At 69.4% G+C, this 14,867-nt stretch carries 17 protein-coding genes; 9 read left to right on the forward strand and 8 right to left on the reverse strand.

Going from position 1 to position 14,867, the window contains the following annotated elements; all coding sequences use genetic code 11:
- The first annotated feature begins 60 nt into the window (after positions 1-60).
- Together CR470_RS00435 and CR470_RS00440 are read left to right on the forward strand one after the other, a co-directional pair.
- Positions 61-588 (forward strand): DUF2269 domain-containing protein, encoded by a 528-nt coding sequence (locus CR470_RS00435; RefSeq protein ID WP_097865571.1) that lies wholly within the window; start codon positions 61-63, stop codon positions 586-588.
- A 4-nt stretch (positions 589-592) separates the two neighbouring features.
- Positions 593-1,480: a GNAT family N-acetyltransferase gene (locus CR470_RS00440; protein ID WP_097865572.1), complete on the forward strand. Its 888-nt coding sequence runs from the start codon at positions 593-595 to the stop codon at positions 1,478-1,480.
- A 70-nt stretch (positions 1,481-1,550) separates the two neighbouring features.
- On the opposite strand, the gene CR470_RS00445 is transcribed toward CR470_RS00440, so the two are convergent.
- Positions 1,551-2,762, reverse strand: a complete 1,212-nt coding sequence (locus CR470_RS00445; RefSeq protein WP_097865573.1) for an MFS transporter — start codon at positions 2,760-2,762, stop codon at positions 1,551-1,553.
- 141 nt (positions 2,763-2,903) lie between these two features.
- On the opposite strand from CR470_RS00445, the gene CR470_RS00450 reads away from it, so the two are divergent.
- Together CR470_RS00450 and CR470_RS00455 are read left to right on the forward strand one after the other, a co-directional pair.
- On the forward strand, positions 2,904-3,362 hold the full coding sequence (locus CR470_RS00450) for a MarR family winged helix-turn-helix transcriptional regulator (RefSeq protein ID WP_097865574.1): 459 nt from the start codon (positions 2,904-2,906) through the stop codon (positions 3,360-3,362).
- Positions 3,363-3,425: 63 nt separating this feature from the next.
- The gene (locus CR470_RS00455) at positions 3,426-3,878 is read left to right on the forward strand and encodes a GNAT family N-acetyltransferase (protein WP_097865634.1); all 453 of its coding nucleotides are present in this window, start codon (positions 3,426-3,428) and stop codon (positions 3,876-3,878) included.
- Positions 3,879-3,935: 57 nt separating this feature from the next.
- On the opposite strand, the gene CR470_RS00460 is transcribed toward CR470_RS00455, so the two are convergent.
- Together CR470_RS00460 and CR470_RS00465 are read right to left on the reverse strand one after the other, a co-directional pair.
- A complete protein-coding gene (locus CR470_RS00460; RefSeq protein WP_097865575.1) occupies positions 3,936-5,312 on the reverse strand; it encodes a serine hydrolase domain-containing protein in 1,377 nt (458 codons plus the stop codon).
- 51 nt (positions 5,313-5,363) lie between these two features.
- Positions 5,364-5,948 carry a dihydrofolate reductase family protein gene (locus CR470_RS00465; RefSeq protein ID WP_097865576.1) on the reverse strand — a complete coding sequence of 195 codons (585 nt, stop codon included), beginning with the start codon at positions 5,946-5,948 and terminating at the stop codon, positions 5,364-5,366.
- A gap of 156 nt (positions 5,949-6,104) precedes the next feature.
- Between CR470_RS00465 and CR470_RS00470 the strand changes: the two genes are divergently transcribed.
- Together CR470_RS00470 and CR470_RS00475 are read left to right on the forward strand one after the other, a co-directional pair.
- On the forward strand, positions 6,105-6,680 hold the full coding sequence (locus CR470_RS00470; RefSeq protein WP_097865577.1) for a TetR/AcrR family transcriptional regulator: 576 nt from the start codon (positions 6,105-6,107) through the stop codon (positions 6,678-6,680).
- 237 nt (positions 6,681-6,917) lie between these two features.
- Positions 6,918-7,637 carry a dienelactone hydrolase family protein gene (locus tag CR470_RS00475; RefSeq protein ID WP_373561375.1) on the forward strand — a complete coding sequence of 240 codons (720 nt, stop codon included), beginning with the start codon at positions 6,918-6,920 and terminating at the stop codon, positions 7,635-7,637.
- Between the two features lie 44 nt (positions 7,638-7,681).
- Here CR470_RS00475 and dnaB read toward each other — a convergent pair whose 3' ends face one another.
- Entirely contained in the window at positions 7,682-9,157 is a 1,476-nt protein-coding gene (dnaB, locus tag CR470_RS00480; protein WP_026290418.1) for a replicative DNA helicase, read from the reverse strand.
- A gap of 458 nt (positions 9,158-9,615) precedes the next feature.
- Here dnaB and CR470_RS00485 point away from each other — a divergent pair, with 458 nt between their 5' ends.
- Positions 9,616-10,953, forward strand: a complete 1,338-nt coding sequence (locus CR470_RS00485; protein WP_097865579.1) for an MATE family efflux transporter — start codon at positions 9,616-9,618, stop codon at positions 10,951-10,953.
- Positions 10,954-11,082: 129 nt separating this feature from the next.
- Here CR470_RS00485 and rplI read toward each other — a convergent pair whose 3' ends face one another.
- The 4 genes from rplI to rpsF all read right to left on the reverse strand — a co-directional run bounded on the left by rplI (position 11,083) and on the right by rpsF (position 12,819).
- Entirely contained in the window at positions 11,083-11,529 is a 447-nt protein-coding gene (gene rplI / locus CR470_RS00490) for a 50S ribosomal protein L9 (RefSeq protein WP_003967856.1), read from the reverse strand.
- 18 nt (positions 11,530-11,547) lie between these two features.
- Positions 11,548-11,784, reverse strand: a complete 237-nt coding sequence (gene rpsR, locus CR470_RS00495; protein ID WP_003967857.1) for a 30S ribosomal protein S18 — start codon at positions 11,782-11,784, stop codon at positions 11,548-11,550.
- Positions 11,785-11,827: 43 nt separating this feature from the next.
- Positions 11,828-12,454 (reverse strand): single-stranded DNA-binding protein, encoded by a 627-nt coding sequence (locus tag CR470_RS00500; protein WP_097865580.1) that lies wholly within the window; start codon positions 12,452-12,454, stop codon positions 11,828-11,830.
- 74 nt (positions 12,455-12,528) lie between these two features.
- On the reverse strand, positions 12,529-12,819 hold the full coding sequence (gene rpsF, locus CR470_RS00505) for a 30S ribosomal protein S6 (protein ID WP_018957345.1): 291 nt from the start codon (positions 12,817-12,819) through the stop codon (positions 12,529-12,531).
- Between the two features lie 331 nt (positions 12,820-13,150).
- Here rpsF and CR470_RS00510 point away from each other — a divergent pair, with 331 nt between their 5' ends.
- Positions 13,151-13,492, forward strand: a complete 342-nt coding sequence (locus CR470_RS00510; protein ID WP_097865581.1) for a hypothetical protein — start codon at positions 13,151-13,153, stop codon at positions 13,490-13,492.
- A gap of 171 nt (positions 13,493-13,663) precedes the next feature.
- Entirely contained in the window at positions 13,664-14,782 is a 1,119-nt protein-coding gene (locus CR470_RS00515; RefSeq protein WP_097865582.1) for a lipid II:glycine glycyltransferase FemX, read from the forward strand.
- The last annotated feature ends 85 nt before the right edge of the window (positions 14,783-14,867 follow it).

Raw genomic sequence — 14,867 nt, forward strand, 5'->3', positions numbered from 1 at the left:
ACCCGTGGATACTCCCGCTGCCGGACGCCCCGGGAACCCCCGCTCGGCATCGTGTTTCACGTGAAACCACTCAAGCGCCCCGTACGCCGAGGAATCCTCGTCTCCCATGTCGCCGTCTCCGTCAGCTGGCTCGGCCTGACCGTCGGCCTGCTGACGCTCGGCATCACCGCGTTCGCCACCGGAGATCCGGCCACCGCGGACGCCGCCACGCGGTCCATGAAGATCTACGGGGACTGGCTGGTGGCCCCGGTGGCTCTGCTCGCCCTGGTGAGCGGCCTGGTGCTGTCGCTGGGCACTCCGTGGGGCCTGGCCCGGCACCGCTGGGTGTGGACCAAGTTCTGGCTGACCCTGGTGACGACGGGCCTGTCGATCTTCTCCCTGCGCCCCGGCATCAACGCCGCGGTCGCCGACGGAGCGGTGGGCGTCGACCTCGTGATCGCGCCGTCGGTGGCCACGGCCACCTATCTCTTCATCACCGCGATCTCGGTGCTCAAGCCCTGGGGGCTCACCAGGCGCGGCAGGCGACTGCGGATCTCGGCCAGTTCCGCGAAATCGGTGGACGCGCGATCACCCCGTCGGACAGCCTGACCCCATGCACAGCCCATCACCCCTCTCCCTCGTCGACCTGCCGATCCGACGCCTGAACCGGGGAGACCTGGTCCCCTGCGCCGACCTCTGCGAGGACCGCGGCTGGCCGCGCGACGAACACCGGTGGGGGCTGCTCCTCTCGGCCGGCACCGGGTACGGGATCGACGCCCCGGACGGCAAGGGCCTGGCGGCGACCTGCCTGACCATGCCGTACGGATCCGACCTCACCGCGGTCGGCATGCTGCTCGTGGCCGAGCGCTACGCACGTCGGGGGCTCGCCCGCCGGCTCATGCGGCACGTGATGGAGGCCGTGGGGGACACCCCGCTCGCCCTGTACGCCACCGAGCTGGGACAGCCGCTCTACGAGGACCTCGGCTTCTCCCCCGTGGGCCGGGCCGAACGCGTCGCCGGCCGTTTCGGAGCGGGCGCCCCCGACGGCCCCCCTTCGGCCTCTCGCTCGTCCGTGACCACGCGCCCGGCCGCGGCGGACGACGTGCAGGGGTTGGTCCGGCTCGACCTCCCCGTGTTCGGCGCCGACCGGACGCATCTGCTCGCCCGGCTGCCCGTCTTCTCCGACCGGCTCCAGGTCGCCGAGGAGCACGGCGTGCTGATCGGCTACGCGGCGCTCTGGCCGAGCGGGCAGACCGAGGTGGTCGGGCCGCTGATCGCCCGGGACACGGTCACCGCGCAGGCCCTGGTCGCGGCCCTGGCCGCCACGACGGACCGGCCGCTGCGGGCCGATGTCGACGCCCGGCACAAGGAACTGCTGGGCTGGCTGGTGGAAAGCGGGCTGGAACCCCACTCCGGGACCACGGTGATGACGTATGGCATCCCGGACCTGCCCGGCGACGCCGCCCGCAGGTTCGCCCCGCTCACCCTGGCGACGGGCTGACGCGGGGCATCCGCACCGCCACGAGCACGGTGCGGATGCCCCGCGATGCGGGGCCGCGGGAGCGGCCGGCTCAGTGCCGGGTCGCCGCCACGGCGGCCGGTTCGGGACTGCTCCCGGCGACGATCCGGCCCTTGCCGGTCTCCCGGCGCTCCAGCAGGCTGGAGAACACCGCCAGGACCAGGGCCGACGCGGCGAGCGCGGCACCGACCCAGTTGGGGGCGGTGTAGCCGAGGCCGGCCGCGATCACGAGACCGCCGAGCCAGGCGGAGAGGGCGTTGCCGAGGTTGAAGGCCCCGATGTTGACCGCGGAGGCCAGTGTCGGAGCACCCGCCGCCTGGTCGAGGACCCGCTTCTGCAGCGGCGGCACGGTCGCGAAGCCCAGCGCGCCGATCAGGACGATGGTGACGGCTGCGGCGATCTTGTTGTGGGCGGTCACGGTGAACAGGCCGAGGACCACGGCGAGCGCGCCGAGCGAGACGTACAGCATGGGCATCAGGTGGCGATCGGCGAACCTGCCGCCGATCAGGTTGCCCCCCACCATGCCGAGGCCGAAGAGGACGAGCAGCCAGGTGACGGACGAGGCCGAGTAGCCGGCGATCTCGGTCATCATCGGGGTGATGTAGGTGATCGCGGCGAAGACTCCGCCGAAGCCCAGAACGGTCATGGCCATCGCCAGCAGGACCTGGACGTTGCGGAACGCGGCCAGCTCGTGGCGGATGCGCACGCCTTCCGGCCCGGGCTGGTCCGGTACGAGCTTCGCGACGCCGAGCAGCCCCACGACGCCGAGAACGGCGACGAGGAGAAACGTGGTCCGCCAGCCCGCGGTCTGTCCGATGAACGTGCCGAGCGGAACGCCGACGACGTTGGCGACGGTGAGCCCGGTGAACATCATCGCGATGGCCCCGGCCTTCTTCTGCGGGGCGACCAGGTCGGCCGCGACCACCGAGCCGATGCCGAAGAAGGCGCCGTGCGCGAGGGAGGCGATCACGCGTCCGGCGAGCATGACGCCGAAGACGGGGGCGAGCGCGGACACCACGTTGCCCACGATGAACAGCCCCATGAGGAGCATCAGCATGCGCTTACGGGTGACGCGGGTGCCGAGCAGTGTCATCAGCGGGGCGCCGAGGACCACACCGAGGGCGTAGCCGGTCACCAGGAAACCCGCGGTCGGGATGGAGACCTGGAAGTCACCGGCGACCTCGGGGAGCAACCCCATGATCACGAACTCGGTCGTTCCGATCCCGAATGCCCCGATGGCTAGGGCGAGGAGCGCGAGCGGCATGGGTGTCACCTTTTCCTAGGATTGCGTCTGCGCCTTACGAGCGTCCACAATAATTGCAGACGCTGGCTAATTGCAAGCGCGGGCTATTGCAGACGTCCCCTATCCTGGAGTCACGCAGCTCCCGTTACGGAGGAGAGAGACATGACAGCGACCGACCCCGCCCTGACCGCCATCGCCCAGAGCTGGTGCGCGCTCTCGCTGCTCCACGGGAAGATCGAGGCCCGGATCGAACGGGCGCTCCAGGCCGGCCACGGACTCAGCGCACGCGAGTACTCCCTGCTCGACGTGTTGAGCCGACAGCACAACGGCACCGGCGGACATCTTCAGATGAAGCAGGTCGCCGACGCCGTCGTCCTCAGTCAGAGCGCCACCACCCGGCTCGTCACCCGGCTGGAGGACCGCGGGCTGCTGACCCGGTACCTGTGCGACACCGACCGCCGGGGCATCTACACCGACGTCACCGAGGCCGGGCTCACGCTGCTGGAAGCCGCCCGGCCGACGAACGACAACGCCCTGCGGGCGGCCCTGGACGAGGCGGCGGAGAACCCGGAGCTCGCTCCTCTGGTCAGAGCTGTCGAAGAGCTGAAGGTCCCGGCCTGACGGACCGGCCTGACGGACCCGGATCGGCGAGGCATCCCCTGAGGCCGTCCTAGGATGCCGATCATGAGTGATCTCGCCATACGACCCGCCGTCCCGGACGACCTGCCCGCGGTGGTCGCGATGCTCGCCGACGACCCTCTGGGGGCACAGCGCGAGTCCCCGGACGACCTCGCCCCCTACCGGGAGGCGTGGCAGCGGCTGGCCGACGACCCGAACCAGCACGTGGTCGTCGCCGTGCGCGAGGACCAAGTCGTCGGCACACTGCAGCTGACCATCGTCCCGGGGCTCTCCCGCCGCGGCGCGACCCGCTCGATCATCGAGGGCGTCCGCATCCATGGCGACGAACGCGGCAGCGGCCTCGGCACCCAGCTCATCCAGTGGGCGGTAGACGAATCCCGCCGCCAGAACTGCCAGTTGGTGCAGCTGACCTCGGATGTCACCCGCGAGGACGCGCACCGTTTCTACGAGCGGCTCGGCTTCACCGCCAGCCATGTGGGCTTCAAGCTGGCGCTCTGAAAAGCGCGGACGGGTGGGTGTTTCACGTGAAACACCCACCCACTACCGGCCGGAGGATCAGCCGCCGAGCCCGCGCCACCCCTCCGCGTCCACACCGCCGGGCACGGCCGCACCCACCTCGTACGGCTCCCGGGTGAAGACGAACGAGCCGAGGTCGAGGTGGTCCACCGAGCCATCGTCCTTGCGTACGACGCGCAGGGTCTCCCCCGCGTAGTAGTCGTTCCGGCCCGTCCACGTGCCGTCCGGGCCGTATGTGAAGGCCGCTCCGCGTCCCTTGCCTCCCAGCGGCGTGAGTTGCAGGCCCCGGTCCTCGGTGAGCCTCAGCGTGACCGGGTGGGTGCCCCAGTGCCAGATCCCGGTCAACGCGAGCAGCTCGTCGTCCACCTCGGGCAGCGGACGCCAGGGCGCCGGGATCCGCGGCTCGGCCTCGGCCACGATCCCCAGGAGTTCGGCGGCCACCATCGCGGCGGGCAGCCCCGAGGTGACATTGGCGAGAACGACCGCGGCCACGTCGTCCTCCTCACTGACCCAGAGGCCGGCGACGAATCCGGGAAGCGATCCCGAATGCCCGAAGAGCACGCGTTCTTCGCCTCCGACGATCTGGAGCCCGAGCCCGTAACCACTGCCGCCCGTCTCGGCCGGTGCGGCGGGCGTCCGCATCTCCCGCACGGAGGAGGCCGACAGGACCCGGTCGTCGCCCTCGGTCAGGAAGGCGGCGAACCGCAGCAGGTCCGCCGCGGTGGACCAGAGCTGACCGGCGGGCGCCATGATCCCGAGGTCCTCGGCGGGTTCGCTCAGCATGACGTCGGCCCAGGGGTGGACGGCCCAGCCGCCCGCGTGCGGCGCCACGGGCCCGCTGGTCGTGCGGTGCATGCCCAGCGGCTCCAGGATCTCGCGACGCAGCGCCTCCTCCCAGGAGACCCCGCGTACCGCCTCCACCAGCGAACCGAGCAGGGTGTAACCGGGGTTGGAGTAGTGATGGCGATGACCGGCCGGGTGCCTCTGCGGCCGGTCGCCCAGCACGTCGGCGATCTCGGGCCGCAGGCTGCCCGGCGTCCGCTCCCACCAGGGGGCGGGCGCTTCGGCGCCCAGCCCCGCACTGTGGCCCAGCAGCTGGAAGACGGTCGCCCCGCCCGCCCCCGTGCCGGGGAGGTGCTTCTCCAGAGGATCGTCCAGGTCGATCAGGCCCTCGTCCCGCAGCCTCAGAACCAGAACGGCTGTGAACGTCTTGGTGATCGAACCGATCCGGTACTGCGTATCGGTGTCGGGAGCATGCCCCTCGACGCACGTGCGCGCCCCGCTCCAGGCCGTACGCCCCTCCCTGCGCACCGCGGCCACGAGGGACGGTGCGCGGCCGTCCCGCTGTGCGACAGCGATGCGGTGCAACAGGGCGCGTCGGGTCGGGGGAAGCAGGTCTTCGCCGATAGAAGTCATGGTCCAACCCCTACCCGACGGGACGCCGCGTGACGAACCCTTTTCCGCGGCTCAGCGCTTGCGGCCGTACGTGCGGACCAGTGCGCCGTTCTCGAAGGTCCGCACTCCCTCAAGGGTGAACTCGGTGACCCCGGAACCGGACCCGAACATCGGCATGCCGACCCCGTACACCACCGGGTAGGTCTTGATCACGAGCTCGTCGATCTCGTCGAGCAGCTCCCCCGCCAGCTGGGATCCGCCGCAGAGCCAGATGTCCAGCTCGCTGTCCTCGGCCTTGAGCTCCCTGATCCGCGCAACCGGGTCCTCCGCGATCAGCTCGACATTCGGGTGCGGGGCCTCCGTGAGCGTCCGGGAGGCGACGATCTCCCGAAGGTGGCCGTACGGGCTGGTGATGTCCGCGTCCAACGCCAGCTGATAACTCCGCCGCCCCTGGACCACGGTGTCGAAGCGCTGGTTCTCGGCGTCGTGGAAGCCGAGGATGTCGCGGCCCTCGCACGAGATGGTCTCCGGGTACTCCGACTTCAGGAAACCGAGGAACTCCTCGCTGACGAAGGCCATCATCGCCGAGGCGTCGCCACGGGAATCCCCGATGAAGCCGTCGATCGAGCAGGCGATGAAGTAGGTGAGCTTGCGCATGAGTCCCCGTTCCGTCGATGGGTACGGGCCGGACGGCCCGGTGGTGCGACCCCCATGACTGCTCGGCGCCGCACCCCAACCACGTCACGTATAGTGCTTCACATGTAGTGGTTACGCAAGCCGCTTTCCGAGGCCGGACGGGCAGGAAGAACGTTGATGGCGAAGAACCCCGAACGCAGGGTCATGCTCACGGACGCGGCGGTCGACGTCCTCGCGCACGAAGGCGCCCGCGGGCTCACCTTCCGCGCCGTGGACGCCCGGGCCGGCGTACCGGTGGGCACCGCGTCGAACTACTTCAGCAGCCGCGACGACCTCCTGATGCAGACCGGCGCCCGCATCAGCAGCCGGATGACACCGGATCCGGCCCAGGTCGAACAGATCATGCTTTCCGCCCCCTCCCGGGAGCTGGTCGCCGAGCTGATGCACTGGCTGATCCGGCGGATGACCGACGACCGGACCGGCTACCTGGCCATGCTGGAACTCCGCCTGGAGGCGACCCGCCGGCCTGACCTGCGCACCCAGCTGACCCGAACCGTGCGCGCCGGCTTCGACGAGAGCCTCTCCTTCCACCGCGACCGGGGCCTTCCGGGCGACCCCGACGCCTTTCTCGTCCTCTACCTGGCCATGACCGGAGTGCTCCTGGAGCACTTCACGCTCCCGGACATGCTCGGTGACGACGGCCTCGACCACCTGGTCCAGGCGGTCGTCACCCGGATCATCCCCGCCGCCTAGCGCTTCCGCCCGGCACGCTCACAACGAGCGGAGGAACCCCCTGACGGCCCCGGCGAACGCCCCGGGAACGGTCCCCGTGGACGGTGTGCCCGTACGTCTCCTGCGAGGCGGGCACGACAGCGCGCACTGCGGCACAGACCACTTGCGCGCGTCCGCCCGCGCTGAAAGCGTGGGTGCCACCAACGCCGACCCGGCGAACTCCCACAGCGAGGAAGACCCACCATTACCACCAAGAGCCTGCAGATCCCCACGACGGACGGCTCGGCGGACGCCTTCGCCGCCTTCCCCGAAGACGGCGAGCGGCATCCAGGGGTGCTGATGTACGCGGACGCCTTCGGCATCCGGCCCGTACTGCGGGAGATGGCCCGCGAACTGGCCGGGCACGGGTACTACGTGCTCGTCCCCAACTTCTTCTACAGGAACGGGCCGACCCCGCTCATCGACCTTCCCGAGCACATCGGAGAAGAGGACCGGGCCGCGCTCGTCGGCCGGCTGATGCCCTTGATCGAGGCGCACACGGCCGAACGCGTCCTGCGGGACGCCGACTCCTACCTCAGGTTCCTCACGGCCCAGCCCGAGGTGAGCACCGGACCGGTCGCGGTGACCGGCTACTGCATCGGCGGCCTCCTGGCGACACGCACCGCTGCCGCCCACCCGGGGCAGGTGGCCGCACTCGCCGCGTTTCACGCCCCCGTCGCCGTCGACGGGCCCGACAGCCTGCGCCGCCTCACCCCCGAGATCCACTTCGGCCACGCGGCGACGGACATCACGCCCGAGGCACTCGGTGAACTCAACCGGTCCCTGGACGCCGCGGGCGTCGGCTACACCTCCGAGATCTACCCCGGCACGGTCCACGGCTTCACCATGGCCGACACCGACGCCTTCGACCCGGCCGCGCTGCGGCACCACTGGGACCGCCTGCTCCCCCTCCTCGCCCGCACCCTGGCGAACGGCTGAGAGCCCCGAACGCGTCCGACGGATGCCCTGCCACCGGGCATCCGTCAGGTCTGGGCCATGTCCACGAAGCGGGAGTAGTGGCCCTGGAACGCCACGGTGATGGTGGCCGTCGGGCCGTTTCGGTGCTTGCCGACGATGATGTCGGCCTCGCCCGCGCGCGGTGACTCCTTCTCGTACGCGTCCTCGCGGTGGAGCAGGATGACCATGTCGGCGTCCTGCTCGATGGAACCGGACTCACGCAGGTCGGACACCATCGGCTTCTTGTCCGTGCGCTGCTCGGGACCACGGTTCAGCTGCGAGAGCGCGATCACCGGGACTTCCAGCTCCTTGGCCAGCAGCTTGAGGTTTCGGGACATGTCCGAGACCTCCTGCTGACGGCTCTCGGACCGCTTCGATCCACCGGCCTGCATCAGCTGCAGATAGTCGATGATCACGAGCTTGATGTCGTTGCGCTGCTTGAGCCGGCGGCACTTCGCGCGGATCTCCATCATCGACAGGTTGGGGGAGTCGTCGATGTAGAGCGGAGCGGCCGAGACCTCGGGCATCCGGCGTGCGAGCCGCGTCCAGTCCTCGTCCGTCATCGTGCCGGACCGCATGTGGTGCAGGGCCACCCGTGCCTCGGCCGACAGCAGACGCATCGCGATCTCGTTCCGCCCCATTTCGAGGGAGAAGATGACGCTGGGCAGGTTGTTCTTGATCGACGCGGCGCGGGCGAAGTCCAGCGCCAGCGTGGACTTGCCCATGGCGGGGCGGGCCGCGATGACGATCATCTGGCCGGGGTGCATGCCGTTCGTCAGGGCGTCGAGGTCCGTGAAGCCCGTCGGCACACCGGTCATCTCGCCGCTCCGCGACCCGATGGCCTCGATCTCGTCGAGCGCGCCCTCCATGATGTCGCCGAGGGGGAGATAGTCCTCACTGGTGCGCTGCTCGGTGACCGCGTAGATCTCGGCCTGCGCGGAGTTGACGATCTCGTCGACGTCCCCGTCCGCCGCGTATCCCATCTGCGTGATCTTCGTGCCCGCCTCGACGAGCCGCCGGAGCACCGCCCGCTCGTGGACGATCTCCGCGTAGTACGAGGCGTTGGCCGCGGTGGGCACGGACTGCACCAGGGTGTGCAGATACGGTGCTCCGCCGACCTTGGTGATCTCTCCACGCTTGACCAGCTCGGCGGCGACCGTGATCGGGTCGGCCGGCTCGCCCTTGGCGTAGAGGTCGAGGATCGCCGTGTAGACGGTCTCGTGGGCGGGGCGGTAGAAGTCGTGCCCCTTGATGATCTCCACGACGTCCGCGATGGCGTCCTTGGACAGCAGCATGCCGCCGAGGACCGACTGCTCGGCGTCGAGATCCTGGGGCGGCACCCGCTCGAACCCGGGGGAGCCGCCTTCCCATGCCTCGTCCGAGCCGCGGTCATGGCGGTCCTCACGCCCCTTGCGGTCTCCGCGACGCTGGCGGGAGACGGGCAGACGGTCCCCGGGACCGGTCTCGGTCCAGGGGTCGTCCAAAGGCTCGGGAATGCTCACCGGGCCGCCTCCTCCCGTCCGCATCGCGGACCTAGCCGTGCCACTCTTTCTTACGGCACGGCACCGACAAACAGGTCGCCCGACTCCACTTCCGGCGCATCTGGTTCGGTGGATTCCGGTGCCGGAACGGAGTGCGGGCGCCGCACCACGGTAGGCCCCTCCGCACCGTCAGCCAATCTGGTTATCCACAGGGCATGTGGACGACGGACCAGATGCTGTGGAGAACCCTCCCGAACCTGTGCACGGACCGGGGGACAGCACTGTGGACAAACTCATAGCGACAGCGGCGTGACCACCCTGACCTGCACGTTCTCCATCCACTGACTGTGGGGGAGAAAAACTTTCACCTTCGTTTCAAGATCACTGCAAACGGCGCGGGAAGGAACGCCGCACGGGGGCGAAAGTAAGGGCCGCAGAGCAATTGCATCTCTTACCTGTGGAAGATTAGATTGACCCCCATGACCAAGGCCCCCGCGACTCCGAAGAACGGCCGCCGACGGCACGACCGCGAGATCATCGCCCTCGCCGTCCCGGCGTTCGGGGCACTCGTCGCCGAGCCCCTGTTCGTGATGGTCGACAGCGCCGTCGTCGGCCACCTCGGCACCCCGCAACTGGCCGGCCTCGGCATCGCCGCAGCCCTCCTGATGACGGCCGTGAGCATCTTCGTCTTCCTCGCCTACGCGACCACGGCCGCCGTCGCCCGCCGCGTGGGGGCGGGCGATCTCCCCGCCGCCATCCGCCAGGGCATGGACGGCATCTGGCTCGCCCTGCTGCTCGGAGCAGCCGTCGTCGCGCTCGCGGTCCCGACGGCCCCCTGGCTCGTCGACATCTTCGGCGCGTCCGACACCGCGGCTCCGTACGCCATCACCTACCTGAGGATCTCCATCCTCGGCATCCCGGCCATGCTCGTCGTGCTCGCCGCCACCGGTGTGCTGCGCGGCCTCCAGGACACCCGCACCCCGCTGTACGTCGCCATCGGCGGTTTCACGGTGAACGCCGCCCTCAACATGACCCTCGTCTACGGTGCCGGGCTCGGCATCGCCGGATCCGCGTGGGGAACGGTGATCGCCCAGGCCGGTATGGCCGTCGCCTATCTCGTCGTAGTGATCCGCGGAGCCCGGAGGCACGGCGCCTCCCTGCGCCCGGACGCGGCCGGCATCAGGGCCAGCGCACGCGCCGGCGTACCTCTGCTGATCCGGACCTTGTCCCTCCGGGCCGTCCTGATGATCGCCACCGCCGTCGCCGCCCGGCTCGGGGACGTCGACATCGCCGCGCACCAGATCATTCTCTCCCTCTGGAGTCTGACCGCCTTCGCGCTCGACGCCATCGCCATCGCCGGGCAGGCGATCATCGGCCGCTATCTGGGGGCGAACGACGAGAAGGGCGCGCGCGAGGCCTGCCGCCGCATGGTCGAGTGGGGTATCGGTTGCGGCATCGTGCTGGGCGTCCTGATCGTGCTCGCCCGGCCTCTGTTCATCCCGCTCTTCACCAGCGACCCCTCGGTGAAGGACACCCTGCTCCCCGCGCTCCTGGTCGTGGCGGTATCCCAGCCGATCGCCGGCGTGGTCTTCGTCCTGGACGGGGTCCTCATGGGAGCCGGCGACGGACGCTATCTCGCCTGGGCGATGCTGGTGACGCTCGCCGTCTTCGCGCCCGTCGCACTCCTGGTGCCCTCCCTCGGCGGCGGGCTCACCGCGCTCTGGTGGGCGATGACGCTGATGATGGCCGTCCGCCTCGTCACGCTCTGGCTGCGTGCCCGGTCGGGCCGGTGGATCGTCACCGGAGCCACACGCTGATCCGCATGGATCGCGGTCTGTTTCACGTGAAACAGACCGCCCGTTTCACGTGAAACACCGCGCGTCACCACGACAGAAAGGGCCGCACCCAACGGGTGCGGCCCTTCACTGACTCAGCTGAGCTCTGCCTCAGGCAGCAACGACCTCGACGCCGAGCTTCGCTGCGACCTCGGGGTGCAGACGGACGGACACCTGGTGTCCGCCGAGCGTCTTGATCGGCGAGCCGAGCTCGACGCGACGCTTGTCGACGTCGGGACCGCCGGCAGCCTTGATCGCCGCAGCGACGTCGGCCGGGGTCACGGAGCCGAAGAGACGGCCGGCGTCGCCGGAGCGAACAGCCAGACGGACCTTCACGCCCTCGAGCTTGGCCTTGATCTCGTTGGCCTGCTCGATCGTCGCGATCTCGTGGATCTTGCGGGCGCGGCGGATCTGCGCCACGTCCTTCTCGCCGCCCTTGGTCCAGCGAATGGCGAAGCCACGCGGAACCAGGTAGTTACGGGCGTACCCGTCCTTGACGTCGACGACGTCGCCGGCGGTGCCGAGGCCAGAGACCTCGTGGGTGAGGATGATCTTCATGCTCTTGTCACCCTTCCCTTATCGCGCGGTGGACGTGTAGGGCAGCAGCGCCATCTCACGGCTGTTCTTGACAGCCGTGGCGACGTCACGCTGGTGCTGCGTGCAGTTGCCGGTGACGCGGCGGGCACGGATCTTGCCGCGGTCGGAAATGAACTTCCGCAGCATGTTCGTGTCCTTGTAGTCCACGTACTGGGTCTTGTCCTTGCAGAACGCGCAGACCTTCTTCTTAGGCTTGCGCACAGGCGGCTTCGCCATGGTGTTTCTCCTGTGTGATCAAGAAGTGGGGGTACGAGCAGCCCTAGAAGGGAGGCTCGTCCGAGTAGCCGCCGCCAGAGGCACCGCCGGAGCCGCCGGAACCGCCGGAGCTTCCGCCCCAGCCGCCTCCGCCGCCCTGCTGTCCCCCGCCGCCCTGACCGCCTGCCGGCGCGCCGGACGCCCACGGGTCGTCGGCGGGTGCACCGCCGCCGCCCTGCTGGCCACCGCCACCGGGACCGCCGCCCCAGGTGCCGCCGCCCTGCTGGCCGCCGCCGTATCCACCCTGGCCGCCCTGACCACCGCGACCGGTGGTCTTGGTGACCTTGGCCGTGGCGTTCTTGAGGCTGGGGCCGACTTCCTCGACGTCCAGCTCGTAGACCGTGCGCTTGACGCCCTCACGGTCCTCGTAGGACCGCTGCTTCAGCCGGCCCTGCACGACGACGCGCATGCCTCGCTGAAGCGACTCCGCGACGTTCTCCGCCGCCTGACGCCAGACCGAGCAGGTGAGGAACAGGCCTTCGCCGTCCTTCCACTCATTGGTCTGCCGGTCGAAGATGCGGGGAGTGGACGCGACACGGAACTTCGCGACCGCCGCACCGGACGGGGTGAAGCGCAGCTCGGGGTCGTCGACGAGATTGCCGACGACCGTGATGACGGTCTCGCCTGCCATGGGTGAACCTCTCGGCGGGGATTGCTTCTGGCTGCTTGCTGCTACTCGGACCCGAAAACCGCTGAGCTAGATGCTCAGTGGATCTCGGGACGGAGGACCTTGGTCCGGAGGACCGACTCGTTCAGGTTCATCTGGCGGTCGAGCTCCTTGACGACCGCAGGCTCGGCCTGCAGGTCGATGACCGAGTAGATGCCCTCGGGCTTCTTCTTGATCTCGTAGGCGAGCCGACGACGGCCCCAGGTGTCGACCTTCTCCACCTTTCCGTCGCCCTCACGGACGACGGAGAGGAAGTTCTCGATCAGCGGGGAGACTGCTCGCTCCTCGAGATCGGGGTCGAGGATGACCATCACCTCGTAGTGACGCATGTGGAACCCACCTCCTTTGGACTCAGCGGCCACGGTCGTTCCGTGGCAGGAGGGTCGTGATGCGTGTTGCAACGGCGTTCCCGAGGAGAACACCCAGCACGGACAATCCGCTCCCGAACGGTCCCGGAGACGGGGTTCGGGGGGAGGCTCGCCGTGCTGGCCTGGGCAGACACCGGTGCAGACCGTACAGACTACCCGTAGACCGGCTTCCGGTTGAAATCAGGAGCTCAGAGGGCACAATCGAGACAGATGCGGTGTGAGAGGCGCGACACCCGCCGCGGTGCGCGGGGCGCTGGATCCACCGCCCATCCGTCCGGCCAGGAGGTACTCCATGGCACAGACCATCCGACCCGCCGGCTCCCGGTCCCCGGCCGGCCGCCGCGCCACCGGTTCACTGTTCGCGACGGACGGCAGACCGCATCCCGTCCAGGACGTCCTGATGGTGGTGACCGGGGTGCTCGGCATCCTCGCGTTCGTCACGGCGATGTTCCACCATCTGCACCTGATCAGCTCCTGGGCGGGGCTCGTCGGAATTCTGACCGGCGCCTACGGCCAGTACATCTCGAAGACCACCTGGGAGCGGTTCGGCCTGATCATGGGCATCGGGGCCTCCGCGGTCGGCTTCTACCTCGGCATGGCCCACGGCGGTCTCTTCGGCGGCGTGATCACCTGACCGGAGCGTCGGCCGAAGGACGCCCGGCGCGGGTGCCCGGGCGTCCGCGCCGGTCCGTCGTGCGTTCCTGGCCCCCGGGACCAGGCCGGGTACCCCTCGGTCACAGTAGGCTTCGGCGCGAGAGCCGGAGCCCCTGACCGATGGGGACACACCTGCCGAGGAGCGCCCCGCATGAGCCTGACCCTGAGGACCATCAGCCGAGAGCAGCATCTGGCGTACATCCAGAGCCTGCCCTCGGCCAGTCACTGCCAGGTCCCGGCGTGGGCTGACGTGAAGACCGAATGGCGCTCGGAGAACCTGGGCTGGTTCGACAAGAACGGCGAGATCGTCGGTGCCGGCCTCGTCCTGTACCGCCAGCTGCCCAAGATCAAGCGCTACCTCGCGTACCTCCCCGAGGGCCCGGTCATCAACTGGTACGCGCCGAACCTGGACGACTGGCTCCAGCCGATGCTCGCGCACCTCAAGCAGCAGGGCGCCTTCTCCGTGAAGATGGGCCCGCCGGTGGTCATCCGCCGCTGGGACTCGGCCGCCATCAAGTCCGGCATCCAGGACCCGGACGTGAAGCGCCTGCGCGACGTCGAGGCCACGCACATCGAGCCGCGCGCCTTCGAGGTCTCGGACAGGCTGCGGAAGATGGGGTGGCAGCAGGGCGAGGACGGCGGCGCCGGGTTCGGTGACGTACAGCCCCGCTACGTCTTCCAGGTGCCGCTGGCCAACCGCTCGCTCGAAGACGTCCTCAAGGGCTTCAACCAGCTGTGGCGCCGCAACATCAAGAAGGCCGACAAGGCCGGCGTCGAGGTCGTCCAGGGCGGCTACGAGGACCTGGCCGAGTGGCAGCGTCTCTACGAGATCACCGCCGTGCGCGACCACTTCCGGCCGCGCCCGCTCTCGTACTTCCAGCGCATGTGGACCGTCCTCAACTCCGAGGACCCCAACCGGATGCGGCTCTACTTCGCCCGGCACAACGGCGTGAACCTCTCCGCGGCCACGATGCTCGTCGTCGGCGGACACGTCTGGTACTCCTACGGCGCCTCCGACAACATCGGGCGCGAGGTCCGGCCGTCGAACGCGATGCAGTGGCGCATGCTGCGCGACAGCTACGCGATGGGCGCGACCGTCTACGACCTGCGCGGGATCAGCGACTCGCTGGACGAGACCGACCATCTCTTCGGCCTGATCCAGTTCAAGGTCGGCACCGGCGGCGAGGCCGTCGAGTACGTCGGCGAGTGGGACTTCCCGCTCAACAAGCTGCTCCACAAGGCGCTCGACATCTACATGTCGCGTCGCTGATCCGCTTCACCCCCCCATCTGGGCCGCACACACCTCGGCACACACCGTTCGCTCCTGATTCACCGCAGCCACCAGAAAGGTTCCG

The sequence above is a fragment of the Streptomyces sp. rh34 genome (genome assembly GCF_002551245.1).
Classification (GTDB): Bacteria; Actinomycetota; Actinomycetes; order Streptomycetales; family Streptomycetaceae; genus Streptomyces.

Excerpts from the sequence above, each read along its gene's own strand:
- CR470_RS00440 (WP_097865572.1), top strand. The coding sequence starts at position 593 with ATGCACAGCCCATCACCCCTCTCCCTCGTCGACCTGCCGATCCGACGC.
- CR470_RS00445 (WP_097865573.1), bottom strand. The coding sequence starts at position 2,762 with ATGCCGCTCGCGCTCCTCGCCCTAGCCATCGGGGCATTCGGGATCGGA.
- CR470_RS00450 (WP_097865574.1), top strand. The coding sequence starts at position 2,904 with ATGACAGCGACCGACCCCGCCCTGACCGCCATCGCCCAGAGCTGGTGC.
- CR470_RS00455 (WP_097865634.1), top strand. The coding sequence starts at position 3,426 with ATGAGTGATCTCGCCATACGACCCGCCGTCCCGGACGACCTGCCCGCG.
- CR470_RS00460 (WP_097865575.1), bottom strand. The coding sequence starts at position 5,312 with ATGACTTCTATCGGCGAAGACCTGCTTCCCCCGACCCGACGCGCCCTG.
- CR470_RS00465 (WP_097865576.1), bottom strand. The coding sequence starts at position 5,948 with ATGCGCAAGCTCACCTACTTCATCGCCTGCTCGATCGACGGCTTCATC.
- CR470_RS00470 (WP_097865577.1), top strand. The coding sequence starts at position 6,105 with ATGGCGAAGAACCCCGAACGCAGGGTCATGCTCACGGACGCGGCGGTC.
- CR470_RS00485 (WP_097865579.1), top strand. The coding sequence starts at position 9,616 with ATGACCAAGGCCCCCGCGACTCCGAAGAACGGCCGCCGACGGCACGAC.
- rplI (WP_003967856.1), bottom strand. The coding sequence starts at position 11,529 with ATGAAGATCATCCTCACCCACGAGGTCTCTGGCCTCGGCACCGCCGGC.
- rpsR (WP_003967857.1), bottom strand. The coding sequence starts at position 11,784 with ATGGCGAAGCCGCCTGTGCGCAAGCCTAAGAAGAAGGTCTGCGCGTTC.
- CR470_RS00500 (WP_097865580.1), bottom strand. The coding sequence starts at position 12,454 with ATGGCAGGCGAGACCGTCATCACGGTCGTCGGCAATCTCGTCGACGAC.
- rpsF (WP_018957345.1), bottom strand. The coding sequence starts at position 12,819 with ATGCGTCACTACGAGGTGATGGTCATCCTCGACCCCGATCTCGAGGAG.
- CR470_RS00510 (WP_097865581.1), top strand. The coding sequence starts at position 13,151 with ATGGCACAGACCATCCGACCCGCCGGCTCCCGGTCCCCGGCCGGCCGC.
- CR470_RS00515 (WP_097865582.1), top strand. The coding sequence starts at position 13,664 with ATGAGCCTGACCCTGAGGACCATCAGCCGAGAGCAGCATCTGGCGTAC.